Source organism: Sinorhizobium mexicanum (assembly GCF_013488225.1).
Classification (GTDB): domain Bacteria; phylum Pseudomonadota; class Alphaproteobacteria; order Rhizobiales; family Rhizobiaceae; genus Sinorhizobium; species Sinorhizobium mexicanum.
The window spans coordinates 423331-436172 of sequence record NZ_CP041239.1 but is presented as its reverse complement, the minus strand read 5'-3'; the positions used below and the strand labels follow the sequence as shown (position 1 = coordinate 436172).

13 protein-coding genes are annotated in these 12842 nt (G+C 59.7%); 10 read left to right on the top strand and 3 right to left on the bottom strand.

Translation table 11 applies throughout. The features are described 5' to 3' along the window. The 3 genes from repC to repA all read right to left on the bottom strand — a co-directional run bounded on the left by repC (position 1) and on the right by repA (position 3630). Positions 1-1215 (bottom strand): plasmid replication protein RepC, encoded by a 1215-nt coding sequence (gene repC / locus FKV68_RS22210; RefSeq protein WP_180941770.1) that lies wholly within the window; start codon positions 1213-1215, stop codon positions 1-3. Positions 1216-1369: 154 nt separating this feature from the next. Beyond that, entirely contained in the window at positions 1370-2350 is a 981-nt protein-coding gene (repB, locus tag FKV68_RS22205; RefSeq protein ID WP_180941769.1) for a plasmid partitioning protein RepB, read from the bottom strand. Between the two features lie 56 nt (positions 2351-2406). After that, positions 2407-3630, bottom strand: a complete 1224-nt coding sequence (repA, locus tag FKV68_RS22200; RefSeq protein WP_180941768.1) for a plasmid partitioning protein RepA — start codon at positions 3628-3630, stop codon at positions 2407-2409. An 803-nt stretch (positions 3631-4433) separates the two neighbouring features. On the opposite strand from repA, the gene traI reads away from it, so the two are divergent. The 10 genes from traI to trbG are packed head-to-tail and all read left to right on the top strand — an operon-like array spanning position 4434 to position 12842. Further along, positions 4434-5060, top strand: coding sequence for an acyl-homoserine-lactone synthase (traI, locus tag FKV68_RS22195; protein ID WP_180941767.1), 627 nt, complete (start codon positions 4434-4436; stop codon positions 5058-5060). 10 nt (positions 5061-5070) lie between these two features. Beyond that, the gene (gene trbB / locus FKV68_RS22190; protein WP_180941766.1) at positions 5071-6048 is read left to right on the top strand and encodes a P-type conjugative transfer ATPase TrbB; all 978 of its coding nucleotides are present in this window, start codon (positions 5071-5073) and stop codon (positions 6046-6048) included. Then, positions 6038-6424 carry a TrbC/VirB2 family protein gene (locus tag FKV68_RS22185; protein WP_180941765.1) on the top strand — a complete coding sequence of 129 codons (387 nt, stop codon included), beginning with the start codon at positions 6038-6040 and terminating at the stop codon, positions 6422-6424. The genes trbB and FKV68_RS22185 overlap by 11 nt, the downstream gene beginning before the upstream one ends. After that, positions 6417-6716, top strand: coding sequence for a conjugal transfer protein TrbD (locus FKV68_RS22180; RefSeq protein WP_180941764.1), 300 nt, complete (start codon positions 6417-6419; stop codon positions 6714-6716). The genes FKV68_RS22185 and FKV68_RS22180 overlap by 8 nt, the downstream gene beginning before the upstream one ends. 12 nt (positions 6717-6728) lie before the next feature. Next, positions 6729-9185: a conjugal transfer protein TrbE gene (locus FKV68_RS22175; RefSeq protein WP_180941763.1), complete on the top strand. Its 2457-nt coding sequence runs from the start codon at positions 6729-6731 to the stop codon at positions 9183-9185. Next, on the top strand, positions 9157-9960 hold the full coding sequence (trbJ, locus tag FKV68_RS22170; protein WP_180941762.1) for a P-type conjugative transfer protein TrbJ: 804 nt from the start codon (positions 9157-9159) through the stop codon (positions 9958-9960). Before FKV68_RS22175 ends, trbJ begins: the two co-directional genes overlap by 29 nt. Then, complete coding sequence (gene trbK, locus FKV68_RS22165; protein WP_180941761.1) at positions 9957-10157, top strand: entry exclusion protein TrbK; 201 nt, start codon at positions 9957-9959, stop codon at positions 10155-10157. Before trbJ ends, trbK begins: the two co-directional genes overlap by 4 nt. Next, on the top strand, positions 10151-11326 hold the full coding sequence (gene trbL / locus FKV68_RS22160; protein WP_180941760.1) for a P-type conjugative transfer protein TrbL: 1176 nt from the start codon (positions 10151-10153) through the stop codon (positions 11324-11326). The genes trbK and trbL overlap by 7 nt, the downstream gene beginning before the upstream one ends. 24 nt (positions 11327-11350) lie before the next feature. Further along, positions 11351-12013, top strand: coding sequence for a conjugal transfer protein TrbF (locus tag FKV68_RS22155; RefSeq protein WP_180941759.1), 663 nt, complete (start codon positions 11351-11353; stop codon positions 12011-12013). Between the two features lie 16 nt (positions 12014-12029). Then, positions 12030-12842, top strand: a complete 813-nt coding sequence (gene trbG, locus FKV68_RS22150) for a P-type conjugative transfer protein TrbG (RefSeq protein ID WP_180941758.1) — start codon at positions 12030-12032, stop codon at positions 12840-12842.

Below are 12842 nucleotides of genomic sequence, written 5' to 3'. Positions count from 1 at the left end.
TCACGAGGCCAATCGGTCACTTCCGCCGCGCGCCCTCAGCAGTGCCATCAACATCGGCCCCAGCGAAAATTCGCCGCGCTTTGCACGCGACGTCAGATCGCGCAGATATCCGCCGGCCGAGTTGATGTGCCCTTCCCGCTCCAGAATGCAGGCCATGACGGCGGAGGCATTTTGGGGCCCCATGACCTCGCAGGCGTCCTGGTAGGCCGACGGACTGACGCTGAGCATTGAGCGGACGACCACAGCGGCTTGCATCAGGTCGCGCCAGTTCGCCACTGCGCCTCCGGGGCCGTAATCTGAAATGGCTGGGCAAGCCTGCAACACCATCCCTAACGGAAACGCCTTCATCGGCTCGCGCTGCGGCTCGATGGCTTGGCCCGGCTTCTCGCCCTGCTCTTCTCGAGAGCTAGGTTCAAGTTCATTAATGGATTTGGGATTTGAATTCTGTTTGTGCCGCTCAGTTTGATCAGGATTGGCGCTCAAATTTTCGATTTTTACCCTAATTTCCAGAAGGTTGGAGATTTCCTCGCGCAACATCTCCATCTCTTCGAGGATGGGGGCGATGGTCGCGGCGGTTGCCACTCGGGGAATGGTCACCACCAGGTTGCGGTAGTGCTGGTGTATCGCGTCCCAATTGCCGTCCACTCCCTCCTCGAGGGCGACTTCAATCAGCTTGCCGATATCGCGCCGGCAGATCGTCAGGCGCTCGCGAATTCCACGCAACTGCAGTCGCTCCATCTCGACATTGGCAGCTATTTGCTCGATCTCGCGGGCGCGTGACAGCAACGGAGCCAACGAAAAGCCGTAGGCCTCATCGATCGCTCCGTCTCCGTCCTTGCGGGCGTAGCGCTTGCCATTTGGGCTATCCCGGCGTGCCAGAAGGCCAGCGTCGACGAGCGCTGCGATGTGGCGCCGCAACGTCGCTTCGGCCATGCCATGCGCGCGAAGCGACAACTGCATGTTAGAGGGAAACACAATGAGGCCGTTTTCCTCAGACAAGGTCGTCTCGGGATAAAAGCTCAAAAGTGCGCTCATAACCGAGAGCGCACGCTCGCTGATGCCGAGCTTCGGTTTAGCTTCGCAGAGCGCTCGAAACAGCTTCCACTTGTCGGCCGATGTCTCGGGTTCGATTTCACGTGACATATATTGGCTTGCCAACATGCCAAGCGTCATCGATCGCCGCCCGAAGGGCGTCGTCACACTTCCACCTTGCATCTTCTTTCACCTATCTTTAGGCAAAAGACGTCCGCTCACCCGTTCCGGTGCCAAAGACTCTTGACTGCGATTCATGGAAATGCGATTCTCAGGCTGCTAAACGATGAGAGAGGCTTCCACGATGGTTACCGTCTGGGGGCCTTTTTCTTTTGCGTCAGTCTTCCTTCCGATTACCCTGCACCAGGAACTCGGCATAGAGCCGGTCCAGGTTGTCTGCGAGATACCGACCAAAAGGGCCGGCATTCCTTGATTTCATCGACAAGGCAAAAGCCTTGCCGGAGTTCGAATACTTAGCGGAGACGGTCTTGTCCGTCGGTTGCCAGTTCTCCATGATCTTGGGAGTTGTCTTCCGGACAGGCTTCGCCGCGCTGTTCAGACCAGAAAACAGGGCATTGAAACGTTCTTCGGTGCTCAGTTTGTCGAAGGAGGGATCGGAGACGATCGCCTTCACCTTCTCTTCGTTGGCGGTTTTGCCCACAAGCAATGACAGCTCGACCCAGCGTTCTCGGCCGACTGCCGGGCAGGGCCCTATCCTTGCGATTGTCTCTTCGGGAATACGATCCGTTACGGCGATCATTTTTGAGATGGCGGCCGCATTGGCAGCAAGCGCCGATCCTATGATTGTCCGGTCGTAGCCAAGCTTCTCGAGGTGCGAGGCGAAGTTCGCCCGTTCGATAAAGGAGAGGTTGGCGCGCGCCGAGTTTTCCTGACCCTGGGCGATGACGTGGGTACGGTCATCCAGCGCCTTAACGACCGCCTTGACCTTGCGGCCGAGCTCACGGGCAACGCGGGCGCGGCGATGTCCAAAGACGATCTGGTAACGGTCGGCTGCCGACGGGTGAGGGCGCACAAGGATAGGCGTATCCTGCCCGCGCTCGGCGATCGCCTGCTTCAATTCCTCGAACTGCCCGGGATTATCGTCCATGCGATCAGAGACGAACGAACTATCGAGTGTGTCAGGGTCGAGCTCGACGACTGTTTCTCCTTCGAGAAATTTCTCGGCCTGGCGCGACAACTCGTCGAGCGAGCGCACCATGCTCTTCGAGGCGCCGCGCATCGGATAGGCGGGCGCAACGTCTGCATGCGGGATTTCCGCTGCGTCTACCAGTCCCGCCAGTAGGTTCTTTCTCGCCATCTGCCTGCTCCGTTTGCCTTCGATCTACCGGGCCGTCCCGCTGAAGTTTACGCTTTTCAATTGACAACCTTCCTGCCCCAGGAGGCATGGACGAGTTCGGCGATCTCGGCGTTGACTGCGTTCAAGGAGTCCATCGCACGCTCATAGGTGGACCGCGTCATCTGGCTCTTGTCGACTTCGTAGAGTGTCTGCTTGGTGATGCCGGCGTCCGAAACCGCTGTCGATTTCAGCATCTGGTTCTTCAGCACAAACTGGTGGAACAAGGTTTGCATGAAGCCCACCATCTGCGCCTGCGGCCCGTCCGTTGGCTCGTACCGGGTGATCAGGTAGCGATACCATTCGAGGTTGACCGCAGCGCCCGCATCCCGGATCGGCTTTAGGATCCCGCCCAGCATCAAAAGGAACTGGCCCATTGACATGACGTCGAGCATCTGCGGATGGATCGTGATCAGGACGCTCGTCGCCGCAGTCAGCGCTGTGATCGTGAGATAGCCGAGCTGGGGAGGGCAGTCGATGACGACAACGTCATAGCGGCCGTCGACTTCCGCCAGCGCGCGCGAAATCCGCGTGAAGAAGGTTTTGCCATCGTTCGAGCTCTTGTTCGACATCGCAAGCGGCGTGTCGTACTCGTACTCCTGAAGTTCGAGGTTCGCAGGCACGATATCGAGGCCCGGGAAATTGGTAGGCTGGATGATCTCGCTGATCGATCGGCGTTGATCGTCATACCTGAGCGCCTCATAGAGCGAGGGCGACATGTCGAGCTCGGGCTGAAAGCCGTGAAGCGACGAAAGCGACGCCTGCGGGTCGAGGTCCACCGCCAAGACACGGTGCCCGGTCAACGCCATGTACTGCGCGAGATGGGCGGCCGTCGTCGTCTTGCCCGAACCACCCTTGAAATTGACAACGGCAATGACCTGGAGCTTTTCGCCCGGCCGACGGTGCGGCACGTAGTTCCTGGCTTCCGATCGTCCATGCTGATCGAGATACTGACGCAGTTCCGCCATCTGCTCGGCACTATAAGAACGGCGACCCGACGACGATGTCTGGGGGAGGGGGCCTTTTCCCTCAAGATGGAGTTTCTTCAGCGTGCTCTGCGAGACGCCCAGGAACTGCGCCACTTCCGAAAGTGAGAACTGGCGAAGCAGTTTCTTGGCATTCGGCGGGAACTGCTGCATGCTTAAAAGATGCAGTTTCTTCGAAATCAGATCGCCCTGTTCGAGGATGAGATCCTCGAAATGCATCGGCTGTGCGGGAGCGATGGACGGCGAATTAGCGTTCATTGCAAGGGAGCTCTCGAATAACGGTTTTTCGGCCCGAGAGCCGACATAATCGTTATTATGTGCGATTCTCGCCGGCTGACAAGGAATATAGAGTTAACAAAGGGTTAATACCGCGTCCCGAGCGGCCCCTGCTCGCCGGCAAAACACGCGTGTTTCTCCTTTATTCCCAGGCACTTAGATGGCCGCTTTCGCTCCGCTAGGCGCCAGCACTTTTCCAGGGGAGAAATACGGCCGTTCGCCCGGCTACGAACGTCACTGCGAAATAGCGGTCATATTCCTCCGCGCGACTCACCCGACTCAGTCCTGGTGGATAAATTCGAGTTCTGAGTTGCTGCGGTTGCCCTGACAGAGAGCAGGCTTGGCACATAATTTTACTGCCAACTTCTTCCTTGGACCGAACAATTGGTTCTGCTCGATTTGCTATCACCATCTGCCCCTCTTGGCGGCCTACTGTCCGTTACAGGCCATGAGCCGCAAAGATGAAGGTGATTCTTCTGACCGTCCAGAAGATTGGGATTAACAATGAGTTGAAAAGATCCAGCGTTCTCAGATGAACCCGCAGGATTCTTTTCGCAAATTTGTATTTGTCCTCTGAGGGTTAGGCGCGGATCACGACCCTCGATGGACCCGAATTGTTCTCCTGTGAATCCTACAAGACGCAAGTGGGCCTTCGGGTCCGCAAAGGCAGACGTTGACGCTGCGCAACGCCCTACTCGTTCCAGCCACCTTGTAGGATCCTACAACTGCCGCCCGATTCCGATTCGTGCTGATTTCCCCGCCGCCCAACAACGACGGAGAAATTCATGCAGATTCTCGCGATTTCGAAGCCGCGGAATACAGAAGAAACCCGACTCCTCCACAGCCATCACCAACTGCGTGCCCGGGTCTTTTCCGACCGGTTGGGCTGGGAAGTCAATGTTGCGGACGGCTGCGAATCGGACGCGTTCGACGAACTTCAGCCGACCTACATTCTGGCCGTTTCGAGCAACGGTCGCGTGGCGGGATGTGCCCGCCTACTTCCTGCGCTTGGCCGCACAATGTTGGCGGACGTTTTCCCTTCGCTACTTCCTAACGGCCAACTCGCTGCCCATTCCTCCATGGTCGAGAGCTCGCGCTTCTGCGTGGACACCTCCCTCGCTGAGGGTAGGGGAGACGGTTCCATTCACGAGGCGACGCTCACCATGTTCGCGGGAATCGTCGAATGGTCGATGGCGAACGGCTTCACCGAAATCGTCACCGTAACTGATCTCCGCTTCGAGCGGATTCTCGGTCGTGTTGGTTGGCCGCTGCAGCGGTTGAGTGAGCCCAAGAAAATCGGCGTGACGACGGCCGTGGCGGGAACGCTACTCGCCGACACCAGCACATTCCAGAAGCTCCGGCCCGCCAACTATCGCTCTCAGATCACCGGCCGCCGTAGTGAAGCAGCGTAAGGAGACATCCGTGACACAGCTTCGATCCCATCCTCGACTCCTGCGCAAGCTTCAAGAAGCGCTTGGCGACCAGCTCTGCGTTGCCTTGGATGATCCGAGCGTCACCGAGATCATGCTAAATCCGGACGGAAAGCTGTTCATTGAACGGCTTGGCCACGGCGTCGCACCGGCGGGCGAGATGTCGTCGGCAGCGGCGGAAATGGTGATCGGAACGGTTGCTCACGCGCTCCAATCCGAGGTGGATACCGACCAACCCATCATTTCCGGCGAACTCCCGATCGGCGGGCATCGCTTCGAGGGCCTTTTGCCGCCAGTGGTCACGAAGCCCGCCTTTACGATTCGTCGCCGCGCATCGCGCTTAATCCCGCTCGATGATTATGTTCGCTCTGCCGTCATGACCGAGGCCCAAGCTACGACGATCCGCAGCGCAATCGCCTCGCGTCTGAACATCATCATTTCCGGTGGGACCGGCTCCGGCAAGACGACCCTCGCAAATGCAGTGATCCAGGAGATCGTGAAGAGCGCACCAGAAGACCGGCTCGTCATTCTCGAAGATACAGCCGAAATTCAGTGCGCGGCCGAAAACGCGGTGCTTCTGCACACCAGCGATACGGTTGATATGGCGCGGTTGCTGAAGAGCACCATGCGCCTGCGCCCTGACCGGATTGTAGTGGGCGAGGTCCGCGACGGTGCTGCCCTCACATTGCTCAAGGCCTGGAACACCGGCCATCCGGGTGGCGTGGCAACGATCCACTCAAACACCGCCATGTCAGCGCTCCGCCGTCTTGAGCAACTAACGGCCGAAGCGAGCCACCAGCCCATGCACGAGGTGATCGGAGAAGCGGTCGATCTCATCATATCGATAGAGCGGACGCCGCGTGGGCGGCGCGTTCGCGACGTCATCCAGGTCGAACGCTTTGCAGGTGGCCAATACGAAATCGAATCTGACCAGCTCACGGAAGAACAGGAGGCGCGGCATGTCGCGTAAGAACAAGAATATCTCTAGCGCGCTGTTAGCAGCTCCGCTCATCTTTGCCTCGATCGCGCCAGCGCTTGCGAGCTCAGGTGGCGGCGGGCTTCCCTGGGAGGGGCCTCTCCAGCAGATCCAAGAGTCAATCACCGGTCCTGTCGCTGGGTACATTGCGCTTGCCGCGGTCGCGATAGCGGGCGGCATGCTGATTTTCGGCGGCGAGTTGAACGATTTCGCGCGGCGGCTGATGTACGTCGTTCTCGTCGCCGGCATTCTTCTTGGCGCTACCCAAATTGTGGGCCTTTTCGGTGCGACAGGCGCGTCGATCGGCCTGACCGGTGATCGGGTCACCGTCATGCAACCGAATGGAGGAGGGGAGGGGGCTGATGGCTGAGTCCCTGTCCGGTCTCCAGCGCAACCGCATCCACCGCGCGCTTTCGCGTCCGAACCTGCTGATTGGTGCGGACCGGGAACTAGTCCTGCTCACAGGTCTCGCCGCAGTCATCCTGATTTTCGTGGTCCTGACAGTCTACTCCGCGCTCTTCGGGATCGCCGTCTGGATCGTGATCGTCGGGCTGCTCCGGATGATGGCGAAGTCGGACCCGCTCATGCGGCAGGTCTATATCCGCCATATCTCGTACAAGCCCTGCTACAAGGCGACAACCTCGCCTTGGCGACGGTATTGAGGGGGACCTAGCATGGTCGCTCTCAAACGCTTCCGGGCCACCGGGCCATCCTTCGCGGATCTCGTCCCCTATGCCGGTCTGGTCGACAACGGCGTTCTCTTGCTGAAGGACGGCAGCCTGATGGCCGGCTGGTATTTTGCCGGTCCGGACTCCGAAAGCGCCACCGACCTCGAGCGCAGCGAACTGTCGCGCCAGATTAACGCCATCCTGTCGCGGCTCGGAAGCGGCTGGATGATCCAGGTCGAGGCCATCCGTATTCCAACGTTCGATTATCCTTCCGAAGAGCGTTGCCACTTCCCCGATGCTGTCACGCGCGCGATCGACGCCGAGCGGCGGGCGCATTTCACGCGCGAGCGAGGCCATTTCGAGAGCAAACACGCGCTGATCCTGACTTATCGGCCGCTGGAGTCCAAAAGGACGGCTCTCAACAAATACATCTATTCCGACGAGGAGAGCCGCAAGAAGACCTATGCCGACACGGTGCTTTTCATCTTCAAGAACGCCATCCGCGAGATCGAGCAATATTTTGCGAATACCCTTTCGATCCGGCGCATGGAAACGCGCGAGGTCGCCGAGAGGGGAGGGGAGCGTGTCGCCCGCTATGACGAATTGCTCCAATTCATCCGATTCTGCATCACCGGCGAGAACCACCCGATCCGGCTGCCGGATGCTGCTATGTATCTCGACTGGATCGCGACCGCTGAACTCGAGCATGGGCTGACCCCGAAAGTCGAGAACCGTTTTCTCGGTGTCGTGGCGATCGACGGGCTCCCCGCTGAGAGCTGGCCAGGGATCCTCAACAGCCTCGACCTGATGCCTTTGACCTATCGCTGGTCGTCGCGCTTCATCTTCCTCGATGCGGAAGAGGCGCGTCAGAAACTCGAACGCACGCGCAAGAAGTGGCAGCAGAAAGTCCGGCCGTTCTTCGATCAGCTGTTTCAAACGCAAAGTCGGTCAGTCGACCAGGACGCCATGACGATGGTGGCCGAGACGGAGGACGCGATTGCGCAGGCCTCGTCGCAGTTGGTCGCCTATGGCTACTACACGCCCGTCATCATCCTCTTCGAGAGCGATCGCGAAGCGTTGCGGGAAAAAGCCGAGGCTATTCGCCGGCTGATTCAGGCCGAAGGATTTGGGTCGAGGATCGAAACGCTCAACGCGACCGAGGCCTATCTCGGGAGCTTGCCAGGCAACTGGTATTGCAATATCCGCGAGCCGCTGATCAACACCCGCAATCTCGCCGATCTCATTCCGCTGAACTCCGTGTGGTCGGGAAGCCCGGCCGCACCTTGCCCTTTCTATCCTCCCAATTCTCCGCCGCTGATGCAGGTTGCCAGCGGCTCGACGCCATTCCGGCTGAACCTGCACGTCGATGATGTCGGTCACACGCTGATCTTCGGTCCGACGGGTTCGGGCAAATCCACGCTGCTGGCGCTGATTGCCGCACAGTTCCGGCGTTACGAGCGCGCCCAAATCTTCGCCTTCGACAAGGGAAACTCGCTCCTGCCCCTGACGCTCGCCGCGCACGGCGATCACTACGAGATCGGGGGCGACAATGCGGACGAGGGGAAGGTGCTGGCCTTCTGCCCGTTGTCAGATCTCGAAAGTGAGCCTGATCGGGCCTGGGCGACGGAATGGATCGAGATGCTGGTCGCCCTCCAAGGCGTCAGCGTCACGCCTGACCATCGCAACGCCATTTCCCGACAGGTCGGTTTGATGGCCAGCGCACCCGGACGATCGCTTTCGGATTTCGTGAGCGGCGTGCAGATGCGCGAGATCAAGGACGCGCTGCATCACTATACCGTTGACGGTCCCATGGGACAGCTTCTCGATGCCGACGAGGACGGTCTGACGCTCGGTGCCTTCCAGACCTTTGAGATAGAGCAGCTGATGAACATGGGCGAGCGCAATCTCGTGCCCGTGCTGACTTATCTGTTCCGGCGGATCGAGAAGCGCCTCGATGGCTCCCCGAGCCTGATCGTTCTGGATGAGGCCTGGTTGATGCTCGGCCATCCGGTGTTCCGCAGCAAGATCCGCGAATGGCTGAAAGTGCTGCGGAAATCCAATTGCGCGGTCGTGCTCGCCACACAGTCGATCTCGGACGCCGAGCGCTCCGGGATAATCGACGTGCTGAAGGAATCCTGCCCAACAAAAATCTGCCTCCCGAATGGTGCCGCCAGAGAGCCTGGAACTCGCGAGTTCTACGAGCGGATCGGATTCAACGAGCGGCAGATCGAGATCGTATCGAATGCGATTCCCAAGCGCGAATACTACGTCGTCACCCCTGAAGGTCGACGGCTATTTGATATGGCGCTCGGGCCGCTGGCGCTCAGCTTCGTCGGCGCCTCCGGCAAGGAAGACCTCAAGCGCATCCGTGCGCTCAATTCCGAACATGGCCGCGACTGGCCGATCCACTGGCTTCAAACGAGAGGAGTTCACGATGCCGCATCGCTGCTCAACTTCGAATAAATGGCTTGTCACCATGATTGCTGTGACGGTCGCGGTGGGATCGGGAGCGCCGGTCCGAGCCGGCACGGCGACCGGGGCGGCGACAGAGTGGACGCAAGTGCTGAACAACGGCGAACTGGTCTCGCTTGTCGGCCAATCTGGCGAGCAGATCCAGAACCAGCTCACCCAGATCAGCCAGCTCGGACAACAGATCGAAACGCAGCTGAACATCTATCAGAACTTGCTGCAGAACACGGCCACGCTCCCGTCGCATATGTGGGGGCAGGTCGAGAGCGATCTCAATCAGCTCCGCAGCATCGTCGATCAGGGGCAGAGCATCGCCTTTTCCATGAGCAACGCCGACGACGTGCTGCAGCAACGATTTCAGAGCTATGCCGATCTCAAGACGAACCTGCCAAATAGCGAAACGTTCTCCTCAACTTATCAGTCTTGGTCGGACACCAATCGCGACACGATCGCCAGCACGCTGAAGGCAGCGAGCCTTACGGCCGAGCAGTTCGATAACGAGGACACCACGATGTCCTCGTTGCGCTCGATGTCCGAGACAGCCGACGGGCAGATGAAGGCCCTGCAGGTGGGGCATCAAATCGCGGCCCAACAGGTCGCGCAGATTCAGAAGCTCCGCGGTCTCGTTTCCCAGCAGATGACGATGATGGGAACCTGGCTTCAGACGGAGCAGACCGACAAGGACCTGGCCCAGGCCAGGCGGGAGAGGTTCTTCAGCGCTGAGGTCAAGAGCATTCCGGAGGGTCAAAAAATGGAGCCCCGCTGGTGAGCCGCGCCGTCGTAATCGCCCTGCTCGTACTTGTTGCTGCTGTTTCGACTGCATCGACAGTGCTGATCGTCAACTCCAATGTCCCCAACCAACCTCCGCTCACCGAGCAGCAACGCACCGCTCGGCAGAAATTCTTCGGCTCCGGTAAGGAGCTGCCGCCGATCAAGGATGGCCAGGAGATGCGCCCGAGATGGTGAAAGTGACTGTCGCACGTTCATTCCTGATTGGGGGACTTGTTTGCGCCGTCTTCGCAGCCCCCGCTCTCGCGCAAGAGGGACAGGTCCTCACGGAGCTGGAAAATCAGGTCTCATCCGCTGCAAAGGGATGGGAGACCACGATTATGGATGCGGCGAAATCCCTGTTCTGGATCCTCGCGGCAATCGAAATCGGCATAGCGGCCGTCTGGCTCGCGATCCAGGCCGCCTCGTTGGACAGTTGGTTTGCCGAGCTGGTGCGGCGGATCATGTTCGTTGGATTCTTCGCGTTTGTTCTGGATCAAGGCCCGACCTTTGCGCGGGCGGTCATCGATAGCCTTTTCCAGATTGGCGCCGGCGGGGGTTCAGCTTCGCCCGCTGAAGTCTTCGACGCCGGCATTCGGGTCGCCTCGCAAATGTCGCAGCAAGCCCAGTTCGGCGTGTTCGAAGACAATGCACTGGCGATCGCCGCGGTGCTGGCAATGGGCGTCGTCGTCATCTGCTTCTCGCTTGTGGCGGCGATTTTCGTGTCGGTGATGGTCGAGATGTATGTCGGCCTTCTAGCCGGCATGGTCATGCTCGGCTTGGGCGGCTCGTCCTTCACGAAAGACTTCGCCGTCCGCTACCTCGTCTATGCCTTCGGTGTCGGCATGAAGCTGATGGCCCTGGTGATGATCGCCAAGATCGGATCGGAGGTTCTGCTTGGCCTTGCCCAAGCTCCCACGGCTTCGTCCGATCAGTTCGTCACGACCTTGGCCATCGCCGGCATTTCCGTCGTCGTCTTCATCATCGCCATGTATGTCCCGAGCATCATTCAGGGCGTCGTTCAGGGTGCGTCGGTCTCCGGGGGAATGGAAGCGATCAGACACGGTGGCCAGGCCGCGTCCTTCGCCGCGGGTGCAGGATTTCTCGCCGGGGGTGCTGCAGGGGCGGGGTTTGCGGCCGGTCAGGCTGCCCGAGCTGCAGGATCATCCGTCGCGGGTGCCATGCTTCGCGGGATCGGGGCGGGGATCGGGTCTGCCGGACGAGCTGCGGGATCCGCCGCCAAGGAAAAGTCCATCGGTTCTCCTGGTGCCTATGCAGGATCGATCCTCGGGCTCGCCAACGCCAAGCTGGACCAGAGTCGCAGCGGGCACAGCGGGACAAAGACACCTCCCGAACGCAAAGACTAACAGCAACCAGAAAGTGATCGATCGATGGCAGGGAACCGCGCCCCCGAAAACCCGTATCTTGCCGCGCGCCAGGAATGGAGCGAGCGATACGGCTCTTATGTGCAGGCTGCAGCCGCGTGGCGAATCGTCGGCATTCTGGGTCTCACTATGGCGGTCATCGGCTTCGGATATGCCATGTATCTCAGCACCCAAGTCAAGCTGGTTCCCTATATCGTCGAAGTCGACAAACTTGGAACCGCAGTGACCGCCGGTTTCCCTGAACAGATCGAATACGCCGACGTTCGGGTGGTGCGCGCCACCCTCGGCAATTTCGTCACCAGCTTCCGTTCGATCACGCCGGACGCCGTGGTTCAGAAGCAATACATTGATCGAACCTACGCACTCCTTCGGACGTCCGATCCGTCGACGCAGAAGATCAATGACTGGTTCCGAAGCAATTCACCGTTCGAGAAGGCCAAGTTGTCGACGGTCGCCATCGAGGTCAACAACATCGTCGCGCTTTCCAACCAGACCTATCAGATCGACTGGACCGAATACGAACGGGACCGGAAGGGCAAAGAAACCGGCACACGCCGGTTCCGCGGCATCGCGACGGTCACGCTGACGGCGCCACAGGACGAGGCGACCATCCGCCTCAACCCGATCGGACTCTATGTCCGGGATTTCGACTGGACAGCGCAGCTTTAAGGGCAGGGAACTTCACATGCACAGAACAGGATTGATCGCAGCCGCCGGCTGCCTGGCCGGACTCGTCTTGGCGAGCGGCGCCGAGGCACAGAGCATGACGACAAATGAGGTGAGAGGCACGACCATTTCCAGGAAATGGCGCGGCACGCCCGGACTGGTAGCGACCGGTCCGGATGGCAAGGTCATCTTTTTCTTCGGGGAAACCCAGCCATCCGTTGTCTGCTCGCCGCTCCAGGTCTGCGATATCGAGCTCCAGGGCGGCGAGGTCGTCCGCGATGTTCTCGTCGGCGACACCGTCCGCTGGAAGGTGGAGCCGGCAACCTCAGGCGCGATCGGCGGGCAGGCCATCCACCTCATTGTCAAGCCCTCGGAGCCGGGCCTCGTTACCTCGATGGTGGTCACGACGTCGCGGCGCACCTACCACATCCAGCTCAAGTCCCATCCGAGCCAGTACATGGCTCGCGTCGGCTTCGAGTATCCCGAGGATGTCTCGACCAAGCTCGCGGATATCAATGCCCGGCTGGAGACTGGCGGGATCCCTGGAACGGCGCCTGATAAACTGAACTTCTCCTATTCGGTGAGCGGGAGCGCCTCTTGGAAGCCGAAACGCGTCTATTCGGATGGCGTGAAAACCTACATTCAGTTTTCGAAGGCGATCTCGGGCCAGGACGCGCCGGTGCTCTTCGTCGTCAGTGGCGGGCAGAACCGCATCGTCAACTACCGCATGAACAACGACATGATGATCGTCGACTACGCAGTCGACAAGGCGATCCTCATCTCCGGAGTTGGCTGGCGGCAACAGAAGATCACCATCCGGCGGGGAGGCTGA

Excerpts from the sequence above, each read along its gene's own strand:
- repC (WP_180941770.1), bottom strand. The coding sequence starts at position 1,215 with ATGCAAGGTGGAAGTGTGACGACGCCCTTCGGGCGGCGATCGATGACG.
- repB (WP_180941769.1), bottom strand. The coding sequence starts at position 2,350 with ATGGCGAGAAAGAACCTACTGGCGGGACTGGTAGACGCAGCGGAAATC.
- repA (WP_180941768.1), bottom strand. The coding sequence starts at position 3,630 with ATGAACGCTAATTCGCCGTCCATCGCTCCCGCACAGCCGATGCATTTC.
- traI (WP_180941767.1), top strand. The coding sequence starts at position 4,434 with ATGCAGATTCTCGCGATTTCGAAGCCGCGGAATACAGAAGAAACCCGA.
- FKV68_RS22185 (WP_180941765.1), top strand. The coding sequence starts at position 6,038 with ATGTCGCGTAAGAACAAGAATATCTCTAGCGCGCTGTTAGCAGCTCCG.
- FKV68_RS22180 (WP_180941764.1), top strand. The coding sequence starts at position 6,417 with ATGGCTGAGTCCCTGTCCGGTCTCCAGCGCAACCGCATCCACCGCGCG.
- FKV68_RS22175 (WP_180941763.1), top strand. The coding sequence starts at position 6,729 with ATGGTCGCTCTCAAACGCTTCCGGGCCACCGGGCCATCCTTCGCGGAT.
- trbJ (WP_180941762.1), top strand. The coding sequence starts at position 9,157 with ATGCCGCATCGCTGCTCAACTTCGAATAAATGGCTTGTCACCATGATT.
- trbL (WP_180941760.1), top strand. The coding sequence starts at position 10,151 with ATGGTGAAAGTGACTGTCGCACGTTCATTCCTGATTGGGGGACTTGTT.
- FKV68_RS22155 (WP_180941759.1), top strand. The coding sequence starts at position 11,351 with ATGGCAGGGAACCGCGCCCCCGAAAACCCGTATCTTGCCGCGCGCCAG.
- trbG (WP_180941758.1), top strand. The coding sequence starts at position 12,030 with ATGCACAGAACAGGATTGATCGCAGCCGCCGGCTGCCTGGCCGGACTC.